General features: G+C 72.4%; 20 protein-coding genes and 1 pseudogene. 14 read left to right on the forward strand and 7 right to left on the reverse strand.

From position 1 onward, the window contains the following. Nucleotides 1–79: 79 nt before the first annotated feature. A complete protein-coding gene (locus AB0F71_RS15255) occupies nt 80–1633 on the reverse strand; it encodes an integrase (protein WP_360233201.1) in 1554 nt (517 codons plus the stop codon). 47 nt (nt 1634–1680) lie between these two features. On the opposite strand from AB0F71_RS15255, the pseudogene AB0F71_RS15260 reads away from it, so the two are divergent. From AB0F71_RS15260 to AB0F71_RS15275, 4 genes and pseudogenes are all read left to right on the forward strand, one after another. After that, a pseudogene (locus AB0F71_RS15260) lies at nt 1681–3114 on the forward strand (YifB family Mg chelatase-like AAA ATPase); the annotation flags it as partial. 119 nt (nt 3115–3233) lie between these two features. Beyond that, nucleotides 3234–4418 carry a DNA-processing protein DprA gene (dprA, locus tag AB0F71_RS15265; protein ID WP_360233204.1) on the forward strand — a complete coding sequence of 395 codons (1185 nt, stop codon included), beginning with the start codon at nt 3234–3236 and terminating at the stop codon, nt 4416–4418. 376 nt (nt 4419–4794) lie between these two features. Next, complete coding sequence (whiG, locus tag AB0F71_RS15270) at nt 4795–5841, forward strand: RNA polymerase sigma factor WhiG (RefSeq protein ID WP_360233207.1); 1047 nt, start codon at nt 4795–4797, stop codon at nt 5839–5841. 112 nt (nt 5842–5953) lie between these two features. Next, nucleotides 5954–6538: a helix-turn-helix domain-containing protein gene (locus AB0F71_RS15275; RefSeq protein ID WP_360233286.1), complete on the forward strand. Its 585-nt coding sequence runs from the start codon at nt 5954–5956 to the stop codon at nt 6536–6538. 23 nt (nt 6539–6561) lie between these two features. Here AB0F71_RS15275 and AB0F71_RS15280 read toward each other — a convergent pair whose 3' ends face one another. Then, nucleotides 6562–7248, reverse strand: a complete 687-nt coding sequence (locus AB0F71_RS15280) for a M23 family metallopeptidase (RefSeq protein WP_360233210.1) — start codon at nt 7246–7248, stop codon at nt 6562–6564. 593 nt (nt 7249–7841) lie between these two features. Between AB0F71_RS15280 and rpsB the strand changes: the two genes are divergently transcribed. The 6 genes from rpsB (at nt 7842) to rlmN (ending at nt 14024) form a co-directional block, all read left to right on the forward strand. Continuing rightward, nucleotides 7842–8714 (forward strand): 30S ribosomal protein S2, encoded by an 873-nt coding sequence (gene rpsB, locus AB0F71_RS15285; RefSeq protein ID WP_360233213.1) that lies wholly within the window; start codon nt 7842–7844, stop codon nt 8712–8714. A gap of 129 nt (nt 8715–8843) precedes the next feature. Continuing rightward, nucleotides 8844–9683, forward strand: a complete 840-nt coding sequence (tsf, locus tag AB0F71_RS15290) for a translation elongation factor Ts (RefSeq protein ID WP_360233216.1) — start codon at nt 8844–8846, stop codon at nt 9681–9683. Nucleotides 9684–9945: 262 nt separating this feature from the next. Continuing rightward, nucleotides 9946–10710: a UMP kinase gene (pyrH, locus tag AB0F71_RS15295; RefSeq protein WP_030056790.1), complete on the forward strand. Its 765-nt coding sequence runs from the start codon at nt 9946–9948 to the stop codon at nt 10708–10710. A gap of 96 nt (nt 10711–10806) precedes the next feature. Beyond that, on the forward strand, nt 10807–11364 hold the full coding sequence (gene frr / locus AB0F71_RS15300; protein WP_360233219.1) for a ribosome recycling factor: 558 nt from the start codon (nt 10807–10809) through the stop codon (nt 11362–11364). 251 nt (nt 11365–11615) lie between these two features. After that, nucleotides 11616–12842, forward strand: coding sequence for a phosphatidate cytidylyltransferase (locus AB0F71_RS15305; RefSeq protein ID WP_360233289.1), 1227 nt, complete (start codon nt 11616–11618; stop codon nt 12840–12842). A gap of 81 nt (nt 12843–12923) precedes the next feature. Continuing rightward, entirely contained in the window at nt 12924–14024 is a 1101-nt protein-coding gene (gene rlmN, locus AB0F71_RS15310) for a 23S rRNA (adenine(2503)-C(2))-methyltransferase RlmN (protein ID WP_360233222.1), read from the forward strand. Nucleotides 14025–14077: 53 nt separating this feature from the next. Here rlmN and AB0F71_RS15315 read toward each other — a convergent pair whose 3' ends face one another. From AB0F71_RS15315 to AB0F71_RS15330, 4 genes are all read right to left on the reverse strand, one after another. Then, nucleotides 14078–15229: a hypothetical protein gene (locus AB0F71_RS15315; RefSeq protein WP_360233225.1), complete on the reverse strand. Its 1152-nt coding sequence runs from the start codon at nt 15227–15229 to the stop codon at nt 14078–14080. A 44-nt stretch (nt 15230–15273) separates the two neighbouring features. Then, nucleotides 15274–16029, reverse strand: a complete 756-nt coding sequence (locus AB0F71_RS15320; RefSeq protein WP_360233228.1) for an ATP-binding cassette domain-containing protein — start codon at nt 16027–16029, stop codon at nt 15274–15276. A 225-nt stretch (nt 16030–16254) separates the two neighbouring features. Further along, a complete protein-coding gene (locus AB0F71_RS15325; protein ID WP_360233231.1) occupies nt 16255–17649 on the reverse strand; it encodes an aspartate aminotransferase family protein in 1395 nt (464 codons plus the stop codon). After that, nucleotides 17646–18119, reverse strand: coding sequence for an Lrp/AsnC family transcriptional regulator (locus tag AB0F71_RS15330; protein WP_030306695.1), 474 nt, complete (start codon nt 18117–18119; stop codon nt 17646–17648). Before AB0F71_RS15330 ends, AB0F71_RS15325 begins: the two co-directional genes overlap by 4 nt. A gap of 250 nt (nt 18120–18369) precedes the next feature. On the opposite strand from AB0F71_RS15330, the gene AB0F71_RS15335 reads away from it, so the two are divergent. From AB0F71_RS15335 to AB0F71_RS15345, 3 genes are all read left to right on the forward strand, one after another. Further along, entirely contained in the window at nt 18370–19863 is a 1494-nt protein-coding gene (locus AB0F71_RS15335) for a gamma-aminobutyraldehyde dehydrogenase (protein ID WP_360233234.1), read from the forward strand. Nucleotides 19864–20038: 175 nt separating this feature from the next. Continuing rightward, a complete protein-coding gene (locus AB0F71_RS15340; protein WP_360233237.1) occupies nt 20039–21397 on the forward strand; it encodes an aspartate aminotransferase family protein in 1359 nt (452 codons plus the stop codon). A gap of 72 nt (nt 21398–21469) precedes the next feature. Further along, complete coding sequence (locus AB0F71_RS15345) at nt 21470–22687, forward strand: spermidine/putrescine ABC transporter substrate-binding protein (RefSeq protein ID WP_360233240.1); 1218 nt, start codon at nt 21470–21472, stop codon at nt 22685–22687. 74 nt (nt 22688–22761) lie between these two features. Here AB0F71_RS15345 and AB0F71_RS15350 read toward each other — a convergent pair whose 3' ends face one another. Next, on the reverse strand, nt 22762–24417 hold the full coding sequence (locus tag AB0F71_RS15350) for a PucR family transcriptional regulator ligand-binding domain-containing protein (protein WP_360233243.1): 1656 nt from the start codon (nt 24415–24417) through the stop codon (nt 22762–22764). Between the two features lie 256 nt (nt 24418–24673). Here AB0F71_RS15350 and AB0F71_RS15355 point away from each other — a divergent pair, with 256 nt between their 5' ends. Next, nucleotides 24674–26185, forward strand: coding sequence for a gamma-aminobutyraldehyde dehydrogenase (locus AB0F71_RS15355; RefSeq protein ID WP_360233246.1), 1512 nt, complete (start codon nt 24674–24676; stop codon nt 26183–26185). Nucleotides 26186–26207 lie beyond the last annotated feature (22 nt).

Raw genomic sequence — 26207 nt, forward strand, 5'->3', positions numbered from 1 at the left:
ACCACCAGGCCGTCCGGGCCAAGGGCCTGTGGGCTGCGGTGTTCGCGGGGTGGTGGCACCGCCCGGTGCCCGCGCCCGCTCACGCTCCCACCGCCGGAAGCGCGTCGACCAGATCGTCCACCAGCAGTTCCACGTCCTGGATTCCGGAGGTCTCACGCGCGAGCCGGGCGAACATCCCGTCCAGGTCCTCGATCTCCCGCCTGCTGGGGTCGGCGTCCGCAATGGCCAGGATCGACTCCAGTTGCAGATGTGACACCGGCGCGAGGTAGTGACGCTTGGTGGTCTCCACGTCCGCGTGTCCCAGCAACGTCTTGACCAGGAACCACGGGTCGCCGAACAGCAGCGCGAAGTCGCGCCGGTCCGCGGCGGTCAGCCCGAACCTGGTCTCCATCAGCTTGTTCAGCACGATCAACTGGTAGAGCGCCATCGAATGCCGGGCGGAGTGGGGGGTTGCCCACGGAGCCTTGCCCCGGATCTCCGCCAGACGGAAGTTCCGTCCCAAGCGCCGCTCCTGCTCGGTCAGCAGGACTGCCTCGCAGCGCAAGTTTGCATTCCTGAACACCGTGTTCCACCGGTCCGGCAGCATCGGCATGCCCTGCTCGGTCAGCCAGAGCCACGCCGGTTCCGGGCCGTTCGGTCCCTCCAGGAAGAGCCACTGCCGCTCCCGCCAGTCCAGCAACGTCAGCTTCAGCTCGCCCTCCACGCCGTCCCGGTCCACCCAGCGGACCTTCGGTTCCCGTCCCCGCGTCACCTCGGTGACCAGCCGCATGTACGGCAGCCGCTCGTATCGCCCCTCCTGCTGGGCGCGGTCGATCGCCCAAGCTCGTTCCGACTGCACGTACGCCTCGACCTGGCCCAGCGCCTCGACGCTCGCGTAGAACGTCCGGCTCTGCTTCGACCGAGTCAGGGCTGCGGCGATCTGCCCGTGGCAGTAGCGCCCGTACCTGAGCTTCTGCGTAGGCAGCTCGAACGTCAGCAGGGCACCGCCCTCTTGCCGTCGCAGCCCCGAACTCAGTTCGAGCTGCACGAATGAGGTGTTGCGCTCCTCCGTCCGTGAATCCCATCCGGCCGCCGGCACACCCTGCCGGGTGTGACCGCGCAGCCCGACGTTCGACCACAGGCCCCACGTGCGGGGCGTCAGCCACGACACCCGTGAGCTCACCGAGTCCGCTGCCCGGTCTTCTCGCCGTCCGATGTCCACGGGCATCGGGACTACCTTGGCCCACTTGTACAGACGGGTGAACGCGGCGGCCTCACGCTCCCACTTCGTACCGCCGATCCGCTTCGGGTTCAGCGGCGAGTCGCACCGCCAGTCCCGGTAGTCCAACAAGTCCTGCTCGGTCGCCACCCGCCACCGCACCCCGCGCGACGACAGGAAGTTCAGCAGCAGCCGGATATCCGTCCCGTAGTTGCGCTTCGTCTCCCGCTCCAGGCTGCGGAACTCCTTCGACCGCACGAAATCCAGCAAGTCGAGATCCACCTCGAACCGAGGCGAGACGAACACCGGATCGCCCGGCTTCAGACCGAGCCCAGCCACCGCCGTCGGCAGGTCAGTCACCCCCAGCACTCCCCCTTCCGGTAGCTGTCCCCATCTCTCCCGATCGGGCACCCACACCACCAGCCACTCGTTCACGACAGCCTCCCTTTGATGCTTGAACACATCTAATCATCAGGGAAGACATCAACAGCGGGGAGGCCTGGCCGCAGCGCAAGCTGACCGTCGGGCTCAGCCCCGCCTCGGTGCCCAAGAGCGGCAGCGGCTTCGACCTCGCGGTGGCCTGCGCCGTACTGGCCGCCGCCGAACGGCTGGACCCGTCCGCCATCGCCGACCTGCTGTTGATCGGCGAGCTGGGGCTGGACGGCCGGGTGCGGCCGGTCCGCGGGGTGCTGCCCTCGGTGCTGGCCGCGGCCGACGCCGGGTACGAACGGGTGGTGGTCGCCGAGCAGACGGCGCCCGAGGCCTCGCTCGTGCCGGGCGTGACGGTGATCGGGGTGCGCAGCCTGCGCCAGCTGGTCGCCGTCCTGACCGGGGCCGACGCACCGGAGGAGCCGCCGGGCCCGCTCGGCGGCCGGCCGGATCCGCTGATGGCCGGCCTGATGCTGCCCAGCGCGGGTGTCCGGGGCCTGCCCGACGACCGGGCGCTGCGCCTCGACATGGCGGACGTGGCCGGCCAGTACGAGGCCCGGCGGGCCCTGGAGATCGCCGCCGCCGGAGGCCACCACCTCTACCTCAAGGGGCCGCCGGGCGCGGGCAAGACGATGCTGGCGGAGCGGCTGCCCGCGCTGCTCCCGCCGCTGACCCAGAAGGAGTCGCTGGAGGTCACGGCCGTCCACTCGGTGGCGGGCCTGCTCCCGGCCGGGCGCCCGCTGATCGACTCCGCGCCCTACTGCGCCCCGCACCACTCCACCACGATGCCCGCGATCGTCGGCGGCGGCAGTGGCCTGCCGAGACCGGGCGCGGTCTCCCTCGCCCACCGCGGCGTGCTCTTCCTGGACGAGGCGCCCGAGTTCCCCGTGCGGGTGCTCGACGCGCTGCGCCAGCCGCTGGAGTCGGGCGAGGTGGTGATCGCCCGCTCGGCCGGTTCGCTGCGGCTCCCGGCGCGGTTCCTGCTCTGCCTGGCCGCCAACCCCTGTCCGTGCGGCCGGTACTCACGGCGGGGCGAGGGCTGCGAGTGCACTCCGGTCATGGTCAGCCGGTACCAGGGCAGGCTCTCCGGGCCGCTGCTGGACCGGGTCGACCTCCAGGTCCAGGTCGCCCCGGTGACCAGGATCGAGCTGATGGAGCGGGACACCACGGCGGAGACCACCGAGACCGTCGCGGCCCGGGTGCTGGCGGCGCGGGAGCGGGCCGCCGCGCGGCTGGCGGACACGCCGTGGCGGACCAACGCGGAGGTGCCGGGCCACGAACTGCGCACCCGTTGGCAGCTCGCGGCCGGCGCGCTCAACGACGTCGCCCGCCAGCTGGAGCGCGGGCTGCTGACGGCCCGCGGCCTGGACCGGGTGCTCCGGGTCGCCTGGACGGTCGCGGACCTGGCCGGCCGCGACCGGCCGGACCAGCGGGACGTACGCACCGCCCTGGTCCTGCGCACCGGTGTCGAGCAGGGGCTGCCGCTGCCCGAGCGCGGTCACGGCCGCCTGGGCGGCATCCCTGCCCAGCGCCGGAGCGGCCCCGACGACCGGCCCGCGACGCGGTCGCAGCCCGAGGGGACCCAAGGGAAGGACGAGGAGGCGGCATGAACCAGCTGTTGCGGTACTCCCGGGCAGCCCACGCGGACGAAGCCGGCCCGTCGGCCGCGCCCGAACCCGAGCGCGTGGCCCGGGTGCTGCTCAACCGGCTCAGCGAACCGGGTGACGCCGTGGTCGGCCGCTGGCTCGACGAGCTCCCCGCCGTGGACGTGGTGCGGGCGATCAGGGAGGGCGCCGTCCCCGACCACCCCGGGCTGGACGCGGCCCGGCTGGCCGCCTACCAGGCCCGACTCCCGGGCCTCGACCCGGTGGCCGACCTGAAACGGGTACGGGACGTCGGTGGACGCTTCATCATTCCGGGGGACACGGAATGGCCCAGTCAACTGGACGACCTGGGCGACGGACGTCCGATCGGGCTGTGGACCACCGGTACCGGTTCGCTGCGGCTGCTCGCCCTGCGCTCGGTGGCGGTGGTGGGCTCCCGGGCCTGCACGGCCTACGGCGCCCACGTCGCCGGCGAGCTCGCGGCCCAACTGGCCGAGCGCGGTTGGGTGGTGGTATCCGGGGCCGCGTACGGGATCGACGCGGCGGCCCACCGCGGGGCGCTGGCCGTCGGCGGGATGACGGTCGCGGTGCTCGCCTGCGGGGTCGACGTGGCCTACCCGAAGGGGAACGCGGAACTGATCCGGCGGATCGGCGAACAGGGCCTGCTGGTCAGTGAACTCCCGCCCGGCGAGCACCCGACCCGGTTCCGCTTCGTGCTCCGCAACCGGGTCATCGCGGCGCTGACCCGGGGCACGGTGGTGGTCGAGGCGGCCCTGCGCAGCGGAGCCCTGAGCACGGCCAGACGGGCGCGGGACCTCAACCGCCACACCATGGGCGTCGCGGGGCCCGTCACCTCGGAGCTCTCCGCCGGGGTGCACGCGCTGATCCGCAGCGGCGGCGCCACGCTGGTCACCGACGCGGCCGAGGTCACCGAGCTGGTCGGGGCGATCGGGGACGACCTGGCCCCGCAGTCCAGCGGGCCGGTGCTGCCGCGGGACTTGCTGGAGCCGCCGGTGGCCCGGGTGCTGGAGGCCGTGCCGGCCACGGCCGAAGGCGCTCCGGTCGAGCGACTGGCCCGGCAGTCCGGCCTCCCGCCGGACGAAGTCCTGCAACGGCTCTACGAGTTGGCCTCGCTCGGCTTCGTGGAGCGGCACGGCGCGCACTGGCGCGCGGTGCGGAGGAGGTGAGCGCCCAGGGGTACGAACACGGGTGCGCCCGGGGGAGGACGGCGGGGACGGTCCGGCTGACCTGCTGATCCGGTTCCTCCGCTCGTCTGGCCGGATCCGATGCGTGAACGCCACCGGATCGGGGGACGACCGAGTGGCGGTAGCGCTTTGCAGTGAGTCGGTCACGCTACGCTCCACATGCCTTCCCTATCAGCACATGACTCGGCAGAACGGCGCAGACCTACGTATGCCCACACACATTCCCGGACACAGAGTGACCGGTGGCGCTCGGTCCGCGGGAGGGCCGCGGACCGAGCGGCGACCCGCGACCGAGTTCCCGTCCAAGGCGGCGGGGACGAAGGGAGGCCTGTCGCGTCAGGGCGGCCGGCCGACGGTGGTGCCGGGCCAGCCCGCGGACACGACCAGGGACGCCGACCCGGCCCAGCGCGCCGACGCCGCTCGCGTCGGCGAGACGGTCCACGGCACCGGGGCACTCGGCGAGGCAGACGCGCCGGGGGGTGCGGCCGTACCCCGCGCCCCCCGGTTGCCTTCGAGCGCCCCTGCGCCGGACGCCACCTCCCCACCCGGGCCCTGGCCCAGCCAGGACCAGCCCGGGGCGGGGCGGGGGGCGGAGGCCAGGGACACTCCGGGCGCCCGGGACGACCGGGAGCCCGGCGCCCAGGGGCGCAGCGCCCTCGAAGAGCTCTGGCGCTCCTACAAGGAGACCGGCGACCAGCGGCTGCGCGAGCAGCTGATCCTCCACTACTCACCCCTCGTCAAGTACGTGGCGGGGCGGGTCGGGGTCGGCCTGCCCTCCAATGTCGAGCAGGCCGACTTCGTCTCCTCCGGGGTCTTCGGGCTGATCGACGCGATCGAGAAGTTCGACATCGACCGCGCCATCAAGTTCGAGACCTACGCGATCAGTCGCATCCGCGGCGCGATCATCGACGAGCTGCGCGCCCTGGACTGGATCCCCCGCTCGGTGCGGCAGAAGGCGAAGGCCGTCGAGCGGACGTACGCGACGCTGGAGGCCCGGCTGCGCCGGACACCGCACGAGCCCGAGGTCGCGGCCGAGATGGGTATCGCGCTCGAGGACCTGCACGCGATCTTCAGCCAGCTGTCGCTCGCCAACGTGGTGGCCCTGGACGAACTGCTGCACCCGGTGGGGGAGGGCGGCGACCGGCCCAGCCTGGTGGACACCCTGGAGGACCACGGCGCGGACGACCCGGTCGAGGTGGCCGAGGACCGCGAGCTGCGCAGACTGCTGGCCCAGGCGATCAACACCCTCCCCGAGCGGGAGAAGACCGTGGTCACGCTCTACTACTACGAGGGCCTCACCCTCGCCGAGATCGGCCAGGTACTGGGGGTGACGGAGAGTCGGGTGAGCCAGATCCACACCAAGTCCGTCCTCCAGTTGCGGGCCAAGCTCTCGGACGTCCGGTAGCGGGCGTTGGAGCCGCCCGCCGGGTCGGCTCCTGCTCCGAATGCGCGGCGCCGTTCCGGCCGCGCGTGCGGCTCCGTACAGTGGGTCCGTGCCGAAGATCCGAGCGGCCACGGTGGCCGAGCATCGCCAGCTGCAGCGGGCAGCCCTCCTGGATGCTGCCCGCACCCTGCTCACCGAGGGCGGCATGGAGGCCCTGACCTTCCCCTCGCTCGCCGCCCGCACCGGGCTGGCGCGCTCCTCCGTCTACGAGTACTTCCGCTCCCGTGCCGCCGTGGTCGAGGCACTGTGCGAGGTGGACTTCCCGCTCTGGGCGGCCGAGATCGAGGCCGGGATGGCGAGCTGCGAGACCGCCGCCGAGCGGATCGAGGCGTACGTCCGGGGTCAGCTGGCACTGGCCGGGGACCCCAGGCACCGGGCGGTCACGGCCATTTCGGCGCTGGAACTGGACGAGGCCGCGCGCGAGCGCATCCGGGCGGCGCACGGCGGGCTCGTCGGCCTGGTCGTCCGGGCGCTGGAGGAGCTCGGCCACGACCAGCCCCGGCTTGCCGCGGCGCTGCTGCAGGGGATCGTGGAGGCGGCCGTCCGCCGGACCGAGCAGTTCGCCACCGGGGACCGTACGGGCTGCCCGGTGGAGTCCCCGGAGGCGGTCGCGGACGCGGCGGTGGCCCTGGCGTTGCACGGCCTCGACCGGACCTGAGCCACCCCCACCGCCCCGCGCGGTCACGTTCCACCCAGCGGCAGCAGGCGGGCCCGTCCTGTGCCCAGCAGGGCCAGTGGATCGAGGTAACGGCCCGCGCGCAGCAGCCCCCAGTGCAGGCAGTCCCGCGCGCCGCAGTGCCGTCCGTCCGGGGCGAGCCGTCCGACGACCTGCCCGGCGGCCACCCCGGTGCCGACCGGGACGGTGCCGGTGACGGGGAGGTAGGTGGTCCGCAGTGGGGGAGTCCCGGAGCCCGGATGGACGACGGTCACCACCGGCCGCCCGGCCACCAGCCCGGAGAACGCGACCACCCCGGCGGCCGCCGACCGCACCTCCGCCCCGGGCGCGGCGGCGAGGTCCACGCCCCGGTGCCCGGCCGCCCACGGCGTGGCCGGCGGCTCGAAGCGCCCCAGCACCCCGCCGGGCCCGCCCACCGGCCAGGCCCGCGCCGGCCCCCGGCCGGTGGAGGCCCCGCCCGCGCCAGCTGCGCCCGGGCCGCCCCCGCCCACCGCGGCGGCCCGCACCACCCCCGCACCCGCCACCAGCGCGAGTGCCACCCCCAGCGCGATCCCCCGCACCACCCGCGTGACCACCGCGTCCGCCACCCCGCCCACCCCCACCGTCCTGCCACTCACCCACCCGACCATCCGGCCGAGCACCCGCCCGATCGCCTCCGCGACCGCCCCTCGAACCCCGCTGCGCCCAGTCATGCTCCGAGGCTGTCCGGACCCGGCCGCCCAGACCACCCCCTTCCGGATTCCTGTGGACAAACCACCCCCAGCGCCGGCCGCCATCCCCCTGACGGGTGTACGGGTGCCGCCGTCCGGTGTACAAACGGCATACGAGGACCGGTCGGTGGGCAGGGAGCCGACCAGCCGGCGCTCGTTCGCCGGTCGCCGCGGCCCCGTCCGCCGCGGCCGTTTCCCGGGCTTCCCCCAGGCCATCCGCCGCCCGGGCGCAGTCCGCCCGCGGGCCCCCGGGCGCCCGAGAAGTCGCTCGCCGCTCGGCGCTTCCCGTACACTTCACACGCGACCCGGTCCACCGGGTCGACTTCGCACGCCCCGCCACCGGTGGTCGGACGCGGTTCTTCCGCGGCCCCGCCAGGTGCGAGTGCCGCTCGGTCCGCCGAGCCCGACCGGTCCCGGACCGAGCGGGTGGAAGCGGCTCGGCACGATCGGGGCGTCAGGCGTGGCTGTCACCTGGCCGCCACGGACAACCGAGACTGACCCGGCCGTAGGCACTTCACCCGAGGGAACCCCCGAGGGTCGCCGCAGCCGGGCCGTAACACCTGAGGAGCACGGCAATGGCCGTCGTCACGATGCGGGAGCTGCTGGAGAGCGGCGTCCACTTCGGTCACCAGACCCGCCGCTGGAACCCGAAGATGAAGCGCTTCATCATCACCGAGCGCAACGGCATCTACATCATCGACCTGCTGCAGTCGCTGAACTACATCGACCGCGCCTTCGAGTTCATCAAGGAGACCGTTGCCCACGGCGGCAGCGTCCTCTTCGTCGGCACGAAGAAGCAGGCCCAGGAGGCCATCGCCGAGCAGGCCACCCGCGTGGGCATGCCCTACGTGAACCAGCGCTGGCTCGGCGGCATGCTGACCAACTTCTCGACCGTCTACAAGCGCCTGCAGCGCCTCAAGGAGCTCGGCGAGCTGGACTTCTCGGACGTGGCCGGTTCCGGCCTCACCAAGAAGGAGCTCCTGGTCCTCCAGCGCGAGCACGACAAGCTGGAGAAGACCCTCGGCGGTATCCGCGACATGCAGCGCGTTCCCAGCGCCGTCTGGATCGTGGACACCAAGAAGGAGCACATCGCGGTCGGCGAGGCCCGGAAGCTCAACATCCCGGTCGTCGCCATCCTCGACACCAACTGTGACCCGGACGAGGTCGACTACAAGATCCCGGGCAACGACGACGCGATCCGCTCCGTCACCCTGCTGACCCGCGTGATCGCCGACGCCGTCGCCGAGGGTCTGAAGTCCCGCGCCGGTGTCGCCAAGGGCGACGTCAAGGCCGAGCCGGGCGCCGACCAGCCGCTGGCCGACTGGGAGAAGGACCTCATCGAGGGCGAGAAGAAGGCCGAGGAGGCCCCCGCCGCCGCCGAGGCTCCGGCCACCGAGGCCCCGGCTGCCGAGGCTCCGGCCACCGACGCTCCGGCCGAGCAGGCCTGACGTACCACGGGTGAGGGGCACCCGCCGGTACGACACCGGCAGGTGCCCCTCTCTCCCGCGCCGGGACCGAACCATCGGTCCCGGCGCCACTCCACGCAGACACGCGAGACGCGAGAAGAGATTCACACCATGGCGAACTTCACCGCCGCGGACGTCAAGAAGCTCCGTGAGCTCACCGGCGCCGGCATGATGGACTGCAAGAAGGCCCTGGACGAGGCCGAGGGCAACGTCGAGAAGGCCGTCGAGCTCCTGCGCATCAAGGGCCAGAAGGGCGTTGCGAAGCGCGAGGGCCGTGACGCCTCCAACGGCGCCGTCGCCGCGCTGATCGCCGAGGACAAGAAGTCCGGCGTGCTGGTCGAGCTGAACTGCGAGACCGACTTCGTCGCCAAGGGTGACAACTTCGTCCAGGTCGCCGACGCGATCGCCGCCCACGTCGCCAAGAGCGCCCCGGCCGACCTGGACGCCGCCCTGGCGTCCGAGATCGAGCCCGGCAAGACCGTCCAGCAGTTCGTGGACGAGGCCAACGCGACCCTGGGCGAGAAGATCGTCTTCCGTCGCTTCGCCCAGTTCGACGGTGACGGCTTCGTCGCGGTCTACCTGCACAAGACCAGCCCCGACCTGCCGCCGGCCGTCGGCGTCCTGGTCGAGCTGGACAAGGAGAACGCCGAGGTCGCCAAGGACGTCGCGCAGCACATCGCCGCGTTCGCGCCGAAGTACCTGTCCCGCGAGGAGATCCCGGCCGAGGCCCTCGAGAACGAGCGCCGCGTCGCCGAGGCCACCGCCCGCGAGGAGGGCAAGCCCGAGGCCGCCCTGCCGAAGATCGTCGAGGGTCGCGTGACCGGCTTCGTGAAGGAGAACTCCGTCCTGGAGCAGGCCTTCGCCAAGGACAACAAGAAGACCGTCGCCAAGGTCCTCGAGGAGGCCGGCGTCTCCCTCAAGCGCTTCGCCCGCTTCCGCGTCGGCGCCTGAGCCACGTTCCACCTGGTCCCCGGCCCCTCTAGGCTGGGAACCGCCCCCGCCCACTGACCGGGGCGGGCGGATCGCCGAACGGGCTCACCCAGCGCCAACCGTCCATGGGCGGGCCGTGTCGGCACCATGAACGACGAGGAGGCCATTGCCGTGCAGGACACCGAACCGGTTCCCGCGGCAGTGGCCTCCTCTCGTGTACGCGCAGGCCGGGCATCCGCACACCCAGGCCTGTGAGCCAGCAGGTGCACTAAAGGAGAAGTCCATGCAGGAGACGCAGGAGACCGCGCAGGACCCCAAGGCGGGCTCGCGTCGCCGGGTGCTGCTCAAGCTGTCCGGTGAAGCCTTCGCCGGTGGTGGCGGCCTCGGCGTCGACCCGGACGTCGTGCACGCGATCGCCCGTGAGATCGCCACGGTCGTGCGCGCCGGTACCGAGGTCGCGGTGGTCATCGGCGGTGGCAACTTCTTCCGGGGCGCCGAGCTGCAGGTCCGCGGCATGGACCGGGCCCGCTCCGACTACATGGGCATGCTGGGCACCGTGATGAACTGCCTGGCGCTGCAGGACTTCCTGGTCAAGGAGGGCATCGAGACCCGGGTCCAGACCGCCATCACCATGGGCCAGGTCGCCGAGCCGTACCTGCCGCTGCGGGCCGTCCGGCACCTGGAGAAGGGCCGTGTGGTGATCTTCGGTGCCGGTATGGGCATGCCGTACTTCTCCACCGACACCACGGCCGTCCAGCGCGCGCTGGAGATCCACGCCGACGTCCTGCTGATGGGCAAGAACGGCGTGGACGGGGTCTACGACTCCGACCCCCGGACCAACCCGGACGCGGTCAAGTTCGACGCGCTGGAGTACTCCGAGGTCATCGCGCGCGACCTCAAGGTCGCCGACCTCACCGCGATCACCCTGTGCAAGGACAACAACCTCCCGATGCTGGTGTTCGAACTGCTGGCGGAGGGCAATATCGCGCGTGCGGTGAAGAGTGAGAAGATCGGCACACTCATCAGCCAGGATTCTGTCCGGGCCTGAGCAGCAACCCGCCGTACGGGACGGCGTCCGCCGCGACCGGCCCCGATGCCGACACCGGTCGGGACAACAGCAGATGAACCGGACAGGGAGTTCACAGTGATCGAAGAGACCCTCCTCGAGGCCGAGGAGAAGATGGAGAAGGCCGTCGCCGTTTCCAAGGACGACCTCGCGGCCATCCGTACCGGCCGTGCGCACCCGGCGATGTTCGCCAAGATCGTCGCCGAGTACTACGGCGCCATCACGCCGATCAACCAGCTGGCCTCGTTCTCGGTGCCGGAGCCGCGCATGGCGGTCGTCTCGCCGTTCGACAAGACCGCGCTGAAGGCCATCGAGCAGGCGATCCGCGACTCCGACCTGGGCGTCAACCCCTCGAACGACGGTTCCATCATCCGTGTGGTGCTGCCGGAGCTCACCGAGGAGCGCCGCCGGGAGTTCATCAAGATCGCCCGGACCAAGGGCGAGGACGCCAAGGTCTCGATCCGCGCCGTCCGCCGCAAGGCCAAGGACGCCATCGACAAGCTGGTCAAGGACGGCGAGGTCGGCGAGGACGACGGCCGCCGCGCCGAGAAGGAGCTCGACGACACCACGGCCAAGTACGTGGCCCAGGTCGACGAGCTGCTCAAGCACAAGGAAGCCGAGCTGCTCGAGGTCTGATGAACGACGCCCCTGACGCCCCTGGCTACTGGGGCCCGTCCGACCAGCAGTTCCAGCCCTACCGCCCGGCGCCGCAGCCGCAGGCACCCCGGCCGCCGGGCGGTCCGGCGCCGGGGCACCCCGGCCACCCGGAGCCCCGGGCCGCCCACCAGGGCGGGCCGGGTGCCGGCCCGGGGGACCAGGACCTCCGTTCGGATCACTCGCAGCAGCCTCCGGTGTACTGGGGCGGCGACGCGGAGGAGACTCAGGTCATGCCTCCCGTACCGGCCGATCCCGGCCCGCACCCCGGTGCGCCCGACCGCGGGCCGGCGAACGGCCCCGCGAACGGTTCGGTGACCGGCCCCGCGAACGGCCCGGCCGGCGCTCCGGCCGGCCCCGCCGCCGACCAGGCCCGGGAGGCCGGTCGGACGGGCGGTCCGCTGTTCCGGGACGAGCAGCCCGGGACGCCGCCGGGCGTGACGGAGACGGTCGTGCTGCGCGCGATAACCGACGACGCCACCCCCGCCCCCGGCCACGGTGCCCCGCCGTACCCGGGGGCTCCGGTGCATCCCGCGCCGCCGCAGAGCCACTGGGCGGCCGGGCAGCCCCCCTTCGTGCCGTCGTCCCATCCAGGGCAGGAGACACCCGTGGCCGCCCAGCCCGCCCCGCAGCCGGAGCCGCGCAAGCAGCGCGGCGGCCGTAACCTCCAGGCCGCCATAGGCGTGGGAGTCGGCCTCGGCGTGGTGATCGTCGCCACGCTGTTCGTCGTCAAGGCGCTGTTCCTGTTCGTCGTGATGGCCGCGGCGTCGGTCGGCGTCTGGGAGCTGACCAGTCGGCTGTCCGAGCGCAAGCAGATCAAGGCGCCGCTGATCCCGTTGCTCGTGGGCGGCGTCGCCATGATCGCCACCGGCTACTGGGCCGGCGTCGAATGGGCCGCGGCCTCGCTCGCGCTGACCGGGCTGGCGGTGATGGTCTGGCGGATGGCCGAACCGCCGGAGAACTACCTCCGGGACATAACGGCAGGGGTGTTCACCGCCTTCTACGTGCCGTTCCTGGCGACCTTCGTGGCGATGATGCTGGCGGCCGACGACGGTCCCCAGCGGATCGTGCTCTTCCTGATCGTCACGATCTGCAGCGACACCGGCGCCTACGCGGTGGGCTACAAGTTCGGCCGGACCAAGCTGGCCCCGACCATCAGCCCCGGCAAGACCCGCGAGGGCCTGGCCGGTGGCATCGGCCTGTCGATGCTGGCCGGCGCCGTGCTGATGCAGCTGATCATCGACGACGGCAGCTGGTGGCAGGGCCTGATCCTGGGCGGCTGCGCCGCGGTCACCGCGACCCTGGGCGACCTGGGCGAGTCGATGATCAAGCGCGACCTCGGGATCAAGGACATGGGAACCCTGCTGCCCGGCCACGGCGGCATCATGGACCGGCTGGACTCGCTGCTGCCGACCGCCCCGGTGGTCTGGCTGCTGCTGGCGGCCTTCGTCGGGAGCTGACCCGCCCACCGACCGTTCCGCGACGGGGCCCCGGACGCCAGGCGACCGGGGCCTCCGCGCGTCTGCGACACTGGAACAACCATGCCTAAGCCCGGAGAACTCACCTTTGTCGCGCCGCGCGGCGCCAAGCCCCCGCGACACCTCGCCGACCTGAGCCCCGCCGAGCGCAAGGAGGCCGTCGCCGAGCTGGGCGAGCAGCCGTTCCGCGCCAAGCAGCTCTCCAACCACTACTTCGGCCGGATGTCGAACGACCCGGCGAGCTGGACGGACATCCCCGCCGCCAGCCGGGAGAAGCTGACCGAGAGCCTGCTGCCCGAGCTGATGTCGGTGGTGCGGCACGTCTCCTGCGACGACGACACCACCCGCAAGACGCTCTGGAAGCTGTTCGACGGCACGCTCGTCGAGTCGGTGCTGATGCGCTACCCGGACCGGGTCACCATGTGCATCAGCTCGCAGGCCGGCTGCGGCATGAACTGCCCGTTCTGTGCCACCGGCCAGGCGGGGCTGACCCGCAACCTGTCGACCGGCGAGATCGTCGAGCAGATCGCCGCCGGGATGCGCGCGCTCAAGGCCGGCGAGATCCCCGGTGGCGAGGCGCGGCTGTCGAACGTGGTCTTCATGGGCATGGGCGAGCCGCTGGCCAACTACAACCGGGTGCTGGCCGCGATCCGCCGACTGACCGACCCGGCTCCGGACGGCTTCGGCCTGTCCCAGCGCGGCATCACGGTCTCCACGGTCGGGCTCGTGCCGGCCATGAACCGGCTGGCGGACGAGGGCCTCAGCTGCCGCCTGGCGCTGTCGCTGCACGCGCCGGACGACGAGCTGCGCGACGAGCTGGTCCCGGTGAACACCCGGTGGAAGGTCGCCGAGGTGCTGGACGCGGCGTGGAACTACGCGGAGAAGTCCGGCCGCCGGATCTCCATCGAGTACGCGCTGATCAAGGACATCAACGACCAGGCCTGGCGCGCCGACCTGCTCGGCCGGCTGATCAAGAACCACCGGGTGCACGTCAACCTGATCCCGCTGAACCCGACCCCGGGGTCCAAGTGGACCGCCTCCCGGCCCGTGGACGAGCGCGAGTTCGTCCGCCGGCTCCAGTCGCACGGCGTGCCGACCACCGTCCGCGACACCCGCGGCCAGGAGATCGACGGCGCCTGCGGCCAGCTCGCCGCGGCGGGCTGAGTACCGCGGTAGCGGCGTACTGAGGACCCCGGCAGGCTCTCCTGCCGGGGTCCTCAGCGCAGTCCGGCGGCCGCCAGCGCGGCGGTCGCCCCGCCGGTCAGCAGCAGCGTGGTGCCCACCGCGAGGGTGCGCAGGGCGACCGCGCCGAACAGCAGTCGGGGCGAGGCACCGAGGCGCAGCAGTGCCTCGGTGATCTCCCGGCGGTCGGTACGGACCTCGGCGAGCCGGGCGACCACCGCGGCGACCGTGCAGCCGAGCACCAGGCAGGCCTCGACGGCGGGCAGCGCGTCGGCGCTGTCGGGGGTGCCGATCCAGTAGCGGACGGTGGTCAGCACCAGGGCGACGACCAGGGTGAGCACGGCCAGCGGCGGTCCGAGCCGACGGGCCTGGGCGGTGAGGCCGCGTCCGGCGAGCAGCCGCAGCGGGGTGGGCCGGCCGAGGGCGAGCAGCCGTCCGGTCCAGGCGAGCAGCGGGCCGGTGAGCAGGGCGAGGCCGAGCGCGCCGCCGGCCCAGCCGCCGAGGGCGGCGGTGCTGGTGGTGCCGAGTCCGGCGGGCAGGTGGATCGGACGGCCGTCGGCGGGGGCGCCGGGCCGCAGGGCGATGAGTTCGAGCGCGGCGCCGATCACCACCAGTCCGACCGGTACGGCGATCCGCAGCGGGCCGAAGCCGGTCCGGCCGTGGCTGCGGCCACCGGGCAGGGTCTCGGCGACGGGCACCGCGAAGGCGGCGGCGAGACCGGCGGTGAGCGGGACCAGGGCGAGCAGGGTGACCGGCGCGGCGGCGGGCAGCGGCACGCCCATGCCGAGGTCGGGGGCGAGCGAGGGGCCGGCGATGTCGTTGCGCAGCACCAGGAAGAGCAGCAGGGTGAGCACGCTGCCGAGGGTGCAGGCGAGGGCGACCTCACCGGCGATCAGGGTGCGGATCCGGCGGGAGCCAGCCCCGGCGGCGGTGAGGCCGGCGATCCGCTCGGGCCGTCGGGCGGGCACCGAGCGGGCGGCGACGGCCGCGAACCAGGCGACGGCGGCGAGCGGCGGCAGGCACCAGAGCAGCCGCGCCAGCGCGTCGGCGCCGCCGAGCGGGTCGCTCAGCGCGCGGCCGAGGGAGCGCAACAGGAAGGCGGCGACGACGGCGGCCGCCAGGGCAGTGAGCAGCCAGCGGCCGAGGTCGGGCACCCGGTAGCCCCGGGCCAGACGGAGGTAGAACACGTCGACTCTTTCAGCGGCTCGGCTCTGTCAGCGACTGGTGGCGGTCAGCGGCGGGTGGCGGTGACGGCGGAGGCACCGGTCGTGCCCGGGGCGGCGGCGCCGCGCGGGACGGGGGCGGCGGGGGCGGTGAGCCGACCGTCGACGAGGGCGACGGAGCGGTCCGCGAACCGGACGAGCTCGGGGTCGTGGGTGGCCAGGACGAGGGTGAGCTGGTGCGAGCGGGCCGCGCTGGTCAGTATCCGCAGGACCTGGTCGGCGGCCTCGCGGTGCAGCGGGGCGGTGGGGTCGTCGGCGAAGACGACGGGCGGCAGCGGGGCGAGGGCGCGGGCGACCGCGATCCGCTGGCGCTGGCTCTGGACCAGCCGGTCGGGGCGCCGACGGCCGATCTCGCCGACGTCCAGGCGCTCCAGCCACTCGTCGGCGGCGGTGTAGGCGGCCTTGTTGCCGGCACCGGCGAGCAGCAGCGGCAGGGCGACGTTCTCGCGGGCGCTGAGCTCGGGCACCAGGTGGGGTTCGGAGCCGACGAAGCCGAAGCGGTCGCGGCGCAGCCGTTCGCGTCCGGCGCGGCCGAGGGTGTGGACGGGGGAGCTGTTGAACCAGACCTCGCCCTCGTCGACCGGGAGCTGGGCGGAGAGGCAGCCGAGCAGGGTGCTCTTGCCGCAGCCGCGCGGGCCGGTGACGGCGAGCACCTCGCCCTCGCGGACGCCGATGGAGATGCCGCGCAGGGCGGGGGTGCCGTCGTGGGACTTGACGATCCCTCGGGCCCACAGCACGTCGTTGTCAGGCGGTGCCGCTGACATGAGGTTCCATCCTGGGTGGCCGCAGGGATATGACAGTCGTCAGATTAGAACGACCGGGGCCGGTCGCGGTTGCGGCGCTCTGGTCCATCACGGGCAAATCACCCGCATTCAGGCATGTTTGGTCGTACGACTGTGATGTTCCGTGGCGTTGCGTGAACGCCGAAGGGCGGCCCCGCGGGTGCGGGGCCGCCCTTCGGCGGAGGGTGGGGAGGAGGGCTCAGGGGATCAGAGCTTCGCCCACGCGTCGGTGAGGCTGGTCCGCAGGATCTGCTCGATCTCGTCGAAGGTCGACTGGTCGGAGATCAGCGGCGGGGCCAGCTGGACGACCGGGTCGCCACGGTCGTCGGCGCGGCAGTACAGGCCGTTGTCGAAGAGGGCCTTCGACAGGAAGCCGTAGAGCACGCGCTCGGTCTCCTCGTCGTTGAAGCTCTCCTTGGTGACCTTGTCCTTGACGAGCTCGATGCCGTAGAAGTACCCGTTGCCGCGGACGTCGCCGACGATCGGCAGGTCGCGCAGCTTGCTCAGGGTGCCCAGGAAGCGCGACTCGTTGTCGAGCACGTGCTGGTTGAGACCCTCGCGCTCGAAGATGTCGAGGTTGGCGAGCGCCACGGCGGAGGAGACCGGGTGGCCGGCGAAGGTGTAGCCGTGCAGGAAGGTGTTGTCACCCTTGTAGAACGGCTCGGCGATGCGGTCCGAGATGATCGTGGCGCCGATCGGGGAGTAGCCCGAGGTCATGCCCTTGGCGCAGGTGATCATGTCCGGCACGTAGCCGAACTTGTCGGCGCCGAACATGGTGCCGAGGCGGCCGAAGGCGCAGATGACCTCGTCCGAGACCAGCAGCACGTCGTGGCGGTCGCAGATCTCGCGCAGGCGCTGGAAGTACCCGGGCGGCGGCGGGAAGCAGCCGCCGGCGTTCTGCACCGGCTCGACGAAGACGGCGGCGACGGTCTCGGGGCCCTCGAAGAGGATGGCCTCCTCGACCTGGTCGGCGCACCAGCGGCCGTACGCCTCGGGGTCGACGGTGCCGTCGGGGCCCTCGAGGTAGTGCGGGGCGCGGTAGATGTTGGTGTTCGGGGCCTTGTGGGTGCCCGGCACCAGCGGCTCGAACGGGGCCTTGAGGCCCGGCAGGCCGGTGATGGACAGCGCGCCCTGGGGGGTGCCGTGGTAGGCGATGGCGCGGGAGATGACCTTGTACTTGGTCGGCTTGCCGATCAGCTTGAAGTACTGCTTGGCGAGCTTCCAGGCGGTCTCGACGGCCTCGCCGCCACCGGTGGAGAAGAAGACCTTGTTGAGGTCGCCCGGGGCGTAGTTGGCCAGGCGCTCGGCCAGCTCGACGGCCTTGGGGTGCGCGTAGCTCCAGATCGGGAAGAACGCGAGTTCCTTGGCCTGCTTGGCGGCGACCTCGGCGAGCTCGGTGCGGCCGTGTCCGGCCTGCACGACGAACAGGCCGGCCAGGCCGTCGATGTACTTCCGGCCCTTGTCGTCCCAGATGTACGTGCCCTCGCCCTTGACGATGGTCGGCACGGGGGAGTTCTCGTACGACGACATGCGGGTGAAGTGCATCCACAGGTGGTCGTAGGCGGTCTTGGAAAGGTCCTTCTGCGCCGGGTCGGCTGTCATCGGGTGCCCCAGGTGTAGGTCTGTTTCCGGAGTTTCAGGTAAACGAAGCTCTCGGTGCTCCGCACGCCGGGAAGCGCGCGGATGCGCTTGTTGATCATTTCGAGCAGGTGCTCGTCGTCCTCGCAGACCAGTTCGGCCAGGAGGTCGAACGAGCCTGCGGTGCAGACGACGTAGTCGACCTCGTCGAGGGCGGCCAGCGCGTCGGCGACGGGCTCGATGTCGCCCTCGACCCGGATGCCGACCATCGCCTGGCGGGTGAAGCCGACGGTGAGCGGGTCCGTGACGGCGACGATCTGCATCACGCCTTGGTCGAGCAGCTTCTGGACGCGCTGCCGTACGGCTGCCTCGGACAGGCCGACGGCCTTGCCGATGGCGGCGTACGGGCGGCGCCCGTCCTCCTGGAGCTGCTCGATGATCGCCTTGGAGGCGGCGTCGAGGGGAACACTCGCGTTCCGGTCGCGGTTGGCCACGCCGCCACTGTGCCTGATCGTTCCCCTGTTCGCAAGCGTGGAAGCTGCTGATTTCGTCGTGCTTCTGGAAAACCCATGCGGATTTCATCGTGTACGCGCACCACGCCTGTCGATCCCGGCAGTCCTGCGGCTACTCTGGCACGGTACGCGCGCGCCCCCGCAGGGCGGCGCGCATTCCGCCACCAGTGGACCGCGCCGCTCTTGGCCGGGCCACTCGGCACCCTTCGTAGGCCGGATCCGTCGACGTACCATGGCGCCGGAATCTGCAACGCCGCAGGCCCAGACCGAGGAGAGACCCGTGAGCGACCTTCGCACGCTGCGCAACTACATCAACGGTGAGTTCGTCGACGCGGCTGACGGCCGCACGCTCGACATCGTCGACCCGACCACGGGCGAGGTCTACGCGACCTCGCCGCTGTCCGGTGCCGCTGACGTGGACGCGGCCATGGCCTCGGCCGCCGCCGCCTTCCCGGTCTGGCGCGACGCCACCCCGAGCACCCGGCAGAAGCTGCTGCTCAAGATCGCCGACGCGGTCGAGGCCCGGGCTGACGAGATCGTCGACGCCGAGGTGCGCAACACCGGCAAGCCCCGCGCGCTGACCCTCTCCGAGGAGATCGGCCCGATGGTGGACCAGATCCGCTTCTTCGCCGGTGCCGCCCGGCTGCTGGAGGGCAAGGCCGCCGGCGAGTACATGGACGGCATGACCTCGATCATCCGCCGCGAGCCGGTCGGCGTCTGTGCCCAGGTCGCGCCGTGGAACTACCCGATGATGATGGCGGTCTGGAAGTTCGCCCCGGCCATCGCCGCGGGCAACACCGTGGTCCTCAAGCCCTCGGACACCACCCCGGCCTCCACCGTGCTGCTGGCCGACATCATCGGCGGCATCCTCAAGGACCTTGAGCTGCCGGCCGGCGTCTTCAACGTCATCTGCGGCGACCGCGAGACCGGCAAGCTGATGGTCGAGCACCGGACCCCGGCGATGGCCTCCATCACCGGTTCGGTGCGGGCCGGCATCCAGGTCGCCGAGTCGGCCTCCAAGGACGTCAAGCGGGTCCACCTGGAGCTGGGCGGCAAGGCCCCGGTCGTGGTGTTCGAGGACGCCGACATCGCCGAGGCCGTCGAGGGCATCTCGGTGGCCGGCTACTTCAACGCCGGCCAGGACTGCACCGCCGCCACCCGCGTGCTGGTGCACGAGTCGATCCACGACGCCTTCGTCGAGGCGCTGGCCAAGGCCGCGGCCGAGACCAAGACCGGCGGCGTGGACGACGAGGACGTGCTCTACGGCCCGCTGAACAACGCCAACCAGCTCAAGCAGGTGGCCGGCTTCATCGAGCGGCTGCCCGCCCACGCCAAGGTCGAGGCCGGTGGCCACCGGGTCGGCGACAAGGGCTACTTCTACGCCCCGACCGTCGTCTCCGGCCTGCAGCAGGACGACGAGATCATCCAGAACGAGGTCTTCGGCCCGGTCATCACCGTGCAGAAGTTCACCGACGAGGAGCAGGCCGTCGAGTACGCCAACGGCGTCGAGTTCGCGCTGGCCTCCTCGGTCTGGACCAAGGACCACGCCCGCGCCATGCGGATGTCCCGCCGCCTGGACTTCGGCTGCGTCTGGATCAACACCCACATCCCGCTGGTCGCCGAGATGCCGCACGGCGGCTTCAAGAAGTCCGGCTACGGCAAGGACCTGTCGGCGTACGGCTTCGAGGACTACACGCGGGTCAAGCACGTCATGACCGCGATCTAGCGGGTCGTGACCGTCGAGCGCAGTATGACGGCGATCTGATCAATAAGTTGAACTGACAAGGGGCCCGGGTCTTTTCGACCCGGGCCCTGTCGCTTTGCACCCTGTCGGCGGGTCGTGCGTCCGGCTGACAGGATGAAACTGCACTTCGGAGGCGCTCGGCCCTAGCCTTACCGGCATGAGCATCCCCACCGCTGACTCAGCCGCCGGAAAGGCGGTCAAGGCCGCCGACCGCGCGCACGTCTTCCACTCGTGGTCCGCCCAGGCGCTGATCGACCCCCTCGCGGTGGCCGGCGCCGAGGGCTCGTACTTCTGGGACTACGACGGCAACCGCTACCTCGACTTCTCCTCGCAGCTGGTGAACACCAACATCGGGCACCAGCACCCGAAGGTGGTCGCCGCGATCCAGGAGCAGGCGGCGAAGCTCTGCACGCTCGCCCCCGGCTTCGCGGTCGAGGCGCGCAGCGAGGCGGCCCGGCTGATCGCCGAGCGCACCCCGGGCGACCTGGACAAGATCTTCTTCACCAACGGCGGCGCCGAGGCGGTCGAGAACGCCATCCGGATGGCCCGGCTGCACACCGGCCGGCAGAAGGTGCTCTCCACCTACCGCTCGTACCACGGCGCCACCGCCAACGCGATCGCCCTCACCGGCGACCCGCGGCGCTGGGCCAACGAGACCGGCGTCTCCGGCGTGGTGCACTTCTGGGGCCCGTACGCCTACCGCTCCAACTTCCACGCCGAGGACGAGGCGCAGGAGTGCGAGCGCGCGCTGGCGCACCTGGAGCAGGTGATCGCCTTCGAGGGACCGGGCACGGTGGCCGCGGTCATCCTGGAGACGGTGGTCGGCACCGCCGGCATCCTGATCCCGCCGCCGGGCTACCTGGCCGGGGTGCGGGAGATCTGCGACCGCCACGGGATCGTGTTCGTCCTGGACGAGGTGATGGCCGGCTTCGGCCGCACCGGCGAGTGGTTCGCCGCCGACCACTGGGGCGTGGTGCCGGACCTGATGACCTTCGCCAAGGGCGTCAACTCCGGCTACGTCCCGCTGGGCGGTGTGGCGATCAACGCCGAGATCGCCGCCACCTTCGCCGAGCGGCCGTTCCCCGGCGGGCTCACCTACTCGGGGCACCCGCTGGCCTGCGCCTCGGCAGTGGCCACCATCAACGCCATGGCGGAGGAGGGCATCGTCGAGAACGCCAAGCACATCGGCGAGACGGTGCTCGGCCCCGGCCTGCGCGAGCTGGCCGAGCGGCACCCCTCGATCGGCGAGGTGCGCGGCCTCGGCGTGTTCTGGGCACTCGACCTGGTGAAGGACCGGGAGACCCGGGAGCCGCTCGTCCCCTACAACGCCGCGGGCGCCGCCAACGCGCCGATGGCCGAGCTGGCCGCCGCCTGCAAGCAGCGCGGGCTCTGGCCGTTCGTCAACATGAACCGCTTCCACGTCGTCCCGCCGTGCACCGTCACCGAGGAGGAGGCCAAGGCCGGCCTCGCGGTCCTGGACGAGGCGCTGTCGGTGGCCGACGCGCACACCGTCTGACGTACCTACCAGGACGGCCCCGGGCGCACCCGCGTGTTCCCGGGGCCGTGCCACGCTCCGGAAGGCCTCCACATGTCCCGCAGCTCCACCCCGACCCGCCGATCCCCCGCCGACCGCCCGCAGGGCCCGACGCGCCTGCGCCGGCGTTCCGTCCTCGGCGGGGCCGCGCTGCTCGGCGCCGGCACGCTGACCGGCTGCGGCATCCCGTCCGCGTACGTCGCCGAGGACCGCCGCTCGGCGCCGGACCGCTCGGAGCACGACAAGCGGCTGAACTTCTCCAACTGGACGCAGTACATCGACACCGACGACCAGGGGAAGCGCCCGACCCTGGACGCGTTCAGCGAGAAGACCGGGATCGCGGTCACCTACACCGAGGACATCAACGACAACGACGAGTTCTTCGGCAAGATCAGCCCGGTGCTCACCCAGGGCGCCGACCCGGGCCGGGACCTGATGGTGATCAGCGACTGGATGGCCGGGCGGTACGTCTCGCTGGGCTGGGTGCAGGCGATGGACCGGGCCAACCTGCCCAACGTCACCGCCAACCTGGACCCGCAGCTGGCGAACCCGGTCTTCGACCCGGGGCGCCGGCGCAGCGTGCCCTGGCAGTCCGGGATCACCGGCATCGCGTACAACCGCAAGGCGCTGGGCCGGGAGCTCAGGTCCACCGCCGACCTCTGGGCGCCCGACCTCAAGGGCCGGATCACGCTGTTCGCCGGGCTGGACGAGGCGCTCGGGCTGCTGATGCTCTCCCAGGGCGCGGACATCGCGCGGTTCGGGGACGACGACGCGCACAAGGCGATGGACCTGGTGCAGAAGATGGTCGACAGCGGGCACGTGCGCCGCTTCACCGGCAACGACTACACCAGCGACCTCGCCTCCGGCGCCGCGATCGCCTGCCAGGCCTACTCCGGCGACGCCGTCCAGCTCACCGCCGAGAACCCCGACATCGCCTTCGTGGTGCCGGAGGAGGGCGGCGAGCTGTGGGCGGAGAGCCTGATGATCCCCAACCGGGCCGTCCACAAGCGCAACGCCGAGCTGCTGGTCGACTACTACTACCAGCCCGAGGTGGCCGCCGAACTCGCCGCGGCCGTCCAGTACATCTGCCCGGTGCCGGCCGCCCGCGAGGTGCTGGCGGACAGCGGGGACAAGGACAAGGCCGAACTCGCCGAGAACCCGCTGGTGTTCCCGACCGAGGAGATGCGCGCCCGGCTGCACAGCATGCGGGACGTCACCTCGGCCGAGCGGCCGGAGCTGCACAAGGTCTGGGGGCGCATCACCGGGGTGTGACCCCGCCCCGCCCCGCCCCGCCCCGGTCCGTCCGCCCGGCGCGCCCGGCCGGCCCGGCCCTACCCGGCCTGGCCCTACCGGCGCACGGCGTCCAGCGCGAGCAGCGCCACGTGCAGGGAGAGGCAGGACTCCACCTGGTCCAGGTCGACGCCCAGGATCCGCTCGACCTTGTGCAGCCGGTCGTAGAAGGACGGCCGGGACAGGTGCGCGGCGTCGGCCGCCGCCGACTTGTTCCGGCCCTGCTCCAGGTAGATCCGCAGCATCTGCACCAACTGGCCGTTGTGCTCGGCGTCGTGGGCCAGCAGCGGGCCCAACTCCCGTTCCACGTACGTCTGCAGACGGGCGTCGTCGCGCAGCAGGTGGAGCAGGCCGCGCAGCCGGACGTCCGGCAGCCGGTAGTAGGAGGCGGTCCGGCCCCCGCCGGGCGCGTCGTGCAGGGCCGCGTCGGCGACCTGGGCGGCCTCCAGCAGGGTGCGCCGGGCGTCGCGGACCGAGCCGACCGAGGAGCCGACCGCGACGACCGGCCCCGGGGTGTCGGCCGGCTCCCGGCCCGACTCGGCGGACATCCGGCGCAGGGTGGCCGAGAAGGCCTCCAGCGCGGAGTGCTCGTCCTGCTGGGCGCCGAGCGCGATCAGCAGGCCGACGCCCTCGTCGTCCAGCGCGCCGACCAGGGCGGAGAGCCGGCTGGCCCGCACCGCGCCGGCCGCCAGCTCGGTGAAGTCGCGCAGCCGGGCCTGGGCCTCCAGCGCGGCCAGGATCGGCCCGCGGCGCTGGCGCAGCACCACGCCGACCAGCCGTCGGCCGTCCAGCGGGACGCCGAGCGCCTGGGCGCGCAGGGCCACCTCGGAGACGGTCAGCGCGTGGGTGAGGATGCCGGAGAGCAGGGTGCGGTGGGTCTGCCGCTCCAGGCTCTCCCGGTCGCGCACCACCAGCCGGTTGAGCGCCAGCGCGGAGGCGCCGCGCTCCAGCAGCATGGCGTGCGGGTGGGCCTCGCCCTCCGGCCGCGGGCCCGGCTCCAGCACCAGGACCAGCCGGCCCCAGTCCTGGCCGCGGGCGCCGACGGTGGTCACCAGCCAGCCGCTGCGCGGGTCGTGGCCGGTACGGCCGGGCGGGCGGACCCCGCGCGAGCGGCGCTCCCAGTCCTCCAGCAGCTCGGCCTCGGGGCGTCCGGCGCTGTCGTGGGCGAGCACCTGGTGGGCCAGGTTCTCCAGGACGACCGGCGCGCCCGCCATCCGGGCCACCTGGCGGATCACCTCGGGCGGCTCGGCGCCCTCGACCACCAGCTCGTTGAACACCTGGTGGACCGACTCGGAGAGCCGCAGCTGCTCCAGCTGGGCGTTCACCACCAGGGCGTGCACGGCCTCGGTGACGGCGACGAAGCGCACCTCGCGGCGGAGCGCGATCAGCGGCAGTCCGCGCTGCTCGGCGGCGTGCACCAGGGCGCGCGGGAGCGAGTCGAAGTAGCGCCGGCCGAACTCGACCACCAGGCCGGCCACGCCGACCTCGTCCAGGTCGCGGACGTAGCGGGCCAGGCCCTCGCGGTCCTCGGGCAGCGCGATGCCGGTGGTCAGCACCAGTTCGCCGCCCTGCAGCACGCCGGCGACGTCGGGCAGCTCGCTGACGTGCACCCAGCGGACCGGTCGCTCCAGGTGGTCGGCGCCGGCCACCACCTGGGGCAGGCCGCGCCGCATCACCTCCAGGTCGAGCACGCGGGCGACGGTGGGGAGCATCGCGGGCCTCCAGGGCGGGGGAGGTGGGAGGGGAGGGGGTGGGGGGGACAGAGTGTCAGGTGAATCATGCATCGTCGCGACGACCTGTTGCCCTACGAAGAGCCTTGCACTCTGTAAGGCCCTTCATGGCGAGCCTGTCGAAGTGACCCTTGTCACGTCAACCCCGCAGTTGGCAAGGTCAGCGGGACCGCAGACCCCCACCGCGGAAGCGTTTCGCCGCAGCGCGGTCGAACCGCCGGCACTTGGAGGAACCCAGATGGACCTGACCGACTTCGGCGCGGGCGCCCAGTACATCGCGGGCCGGCCGGCCCGGGGGAGCGGCGAGCCCTTCCAGGTCGTCAACCCCGCCGACGGCACGGTGGTCGAAGAGGTCGCGCTGGCCACCGCCGGGGACGTGGACGCCGCCGTCGCCGCCGCGCGGGCCGCCCTGCCCGGCTGGTCCTCCGCCACCCCGGGGGCCCGGTCCGAGGCGCTCACCCGGCTGGCCGCCGTCCTGGGCGCGACCGCCGAGGACCTCGCCCGGGTGGAGACCGCGCAGACCGGCAAGCCGGTCAAGCTGGCCACCGAGTTCGACGTCCCCGGCACCGTCGACAACGCCGCGTTCTTCGCCGGCGCCGCCCGCAACCTGGAGGGCAAGGCGGCCGGCGAGTACTCCGGCGACCACACCTCCTACGTCCGGCGCGAGGCGATCGGCGTGGTCGGCTCGATCTCGCCGTGGAACTACCCGCTGCAGATGGCCGCCTGGAAGATCCTCCCGGCGATCGCGGCGGGCAACACCATCGTCCTCAAGCCGGCCGAGCTGACCCCGCTGACCTCGGTGATGTTCGCCCGGGCCTGCACCGAGGCGGGCATCCCGGACGGCGTGGTCAACGTGGTCACCGGCGCCGGGCGCACCGCCGGCGAGCACCTGGTCGCCCACCCCGGGGTCGCGATGGTCTCCTTCACCGGCTCCACCGCCGTCGGCAAGCGGGTCGCCGAACTCGCCACCGCGAGCGTTAAGCGCACCCACCTGGAACTCGGCGGCAAGGCCCCGTTCGTGGTCTTCGACGACGCCGACCTGGACGCGGCGGTGCACGGCGCCGTCGCCGCCTCGCTGATCAACGGCGGCCAGGACTGCACCGCCGCCACCCGTGCGTACGTCCAGCGCCCGCTCTACGAAGCCTTCGTGGCCGGCGTCGCCGAGCTCTTCGCGGCCGTCCGGATCGGCGACCCCCGCAACCCGCACACCGACCTCGGCCCGCTGGTCTCCTTCGCCCACCGGGACCGGGTGGCCGGGTTCGTCGAGCGTGCCCGCTCCTACGCCACCGTCGTCACCGGCGGCCCCGCGCCGGACCGGGGCCACGACGGCCACGACCTCACCCGGGGCGCCTACTACGCGCCGACCCTGATCACCGGCGCGGCCCAGGACAGCGAGGTGGTCCAGGGCGAGGTCTTCGGCCCGGTGCTGGTGGTGCTGCCCTTCGACGGCGACGACGAGGGCCTGCGGCTCGCCAACGACACCCCGTACGGCCTGGCCGCCTCCGCCTGGACGGGCAACGTGCACCGCTCGCTGCGCGCCACCCGGGAGATCGCCGCCGGGTGCGTCTGGGTCAACGACCACATCCCGATCATCAGCGAGATGCCGCACGGCGGCTACAAGGCGTCCGGCTACGGCAAGGACATGTCCCAGTACTCGCTGGACGAGTACACCCAGGTCAAGCACGTCATGTTCGACACCACCGCGGTGGCCCGCAAGGACTGGCACCGCACCGTCTTCGGAGACCGATAACCCCCCCCTCAGGCCAGGTGCT

It is taken from the genome of Kitasatospora sp. NPDC028055, assembly GCF_040637885.1.
GTDB lineage: Bacteria > Actinomycetota > Actinomycetes > Streptomycetales > Streptomycetaceae > Kitasatospora.

What these genes read in the sequence shown, in the direction of transcription:
- dprA (WP_360233204.1), top strand. Translation starts at nt 3,234, where the DNA reads ATGAACCAGCTGTTGCGGTACTCCCGGGCAGCCCACGCGGACGAAGCC.
- AB0F71_RS15280 (WP_360233210.1), bottom strand. Translation starts at nt 7,248, where the DNA reads ATGACTGGGCGCAGCGGGGTTCGAGGGGCGGTCGCGGAGGCGATCGGG.
- rpsB (WP_360233213.1), top strand. Translation starts at nt 7,842, where the DNA reads ATGGCCGTCGTCACGATGCGGGAGCTGCTGGAGAGCGGCGTCCACTTC.
- tsf (WP_360233216.1), top strand. Translation starts at nt 8,844, where the DNA reads ATGGCGAACTTCACCGCCGCGGACGTCAAGAAGCTCCGTGAGCTCACC.
- pyrH (WP_030056790.1), top strand. Translation starts at nt 9,946, where the DNA reads ATGCAGGAGACGCAGGAGACCGCGCAGGACCCCAAGGCGGGCTCGCGT.
- AB0F71_RS15305 (WP_360233289.1), top strand. Translation starts at nt 11,616, where the DNA reads ATGCCTCCCGTACCGGCCGATCCCGGCCCGCACCCCGGTGCGCCCGAC.
- rlmN (WP_360233222.1), top strand. Translation starts at nt 12,924, where the DNA reads ATGCCTAAGCCCGGAGAACTCACCTTTGTCGCGCCGCGCGGCGCCAAG.
- AB0F71_RS15320 (WP_360233228.1), bottom strand. Translation starts at nt 16,029, where the DNA reads ATGTCAGCGGCACCGCCTGACAACGACGTGCTGTGGGCCCGAGGGATC.
- AB0F71_RS15325 (WP_360233231.1), bottom strand. Translation starts at nt 17,649, where the DNA reads ATGACAGCCGACCCGGCGCAGAAGGACCTTTCCAAGACCGCCTACGAC.
- AB0F71_RS15335 (WP_360233234.1), top strand. Translation starts at nt 18,370, where the DNA reads ATGGCGCCGGAATCTGCAACGCCGCAGGCCCAGACCGAGGAGAGACCC.
- AB0F71_RS15340 (WP_360233237.1), top strand. Translation starts at nt 20,039, where the DNA reads ATGAGCATCCCCACCGCTGACTCAGCCGCCGGAAAGGCGGTCAAGGCC.
- AB0F71_RS15345 (WP_360233240.1), top strand. Translation starts at nt 21,470, where the DNA reads ATGTCCCGCAGCTCCACCCCGACCCGCCGATCCCCCGCCGACCGCCCG.
- AB0F71_RS15350 (WP_360233243.1), bottom strand. Translation starts at nt 24,417, where the DNA reads ATGCTCCCCACCGTCGCCCGCGTGCTCGACCTGGAGGTGATGCGGCGC.
- AB0F71_RS15355 (WP_360233246.1), top strand. Translation starts at nt 24,674, where the DNA reads ATGGACCTGACCGACTTCGGCGCGGGCGCCCAGTACATCGCGGGCCGG.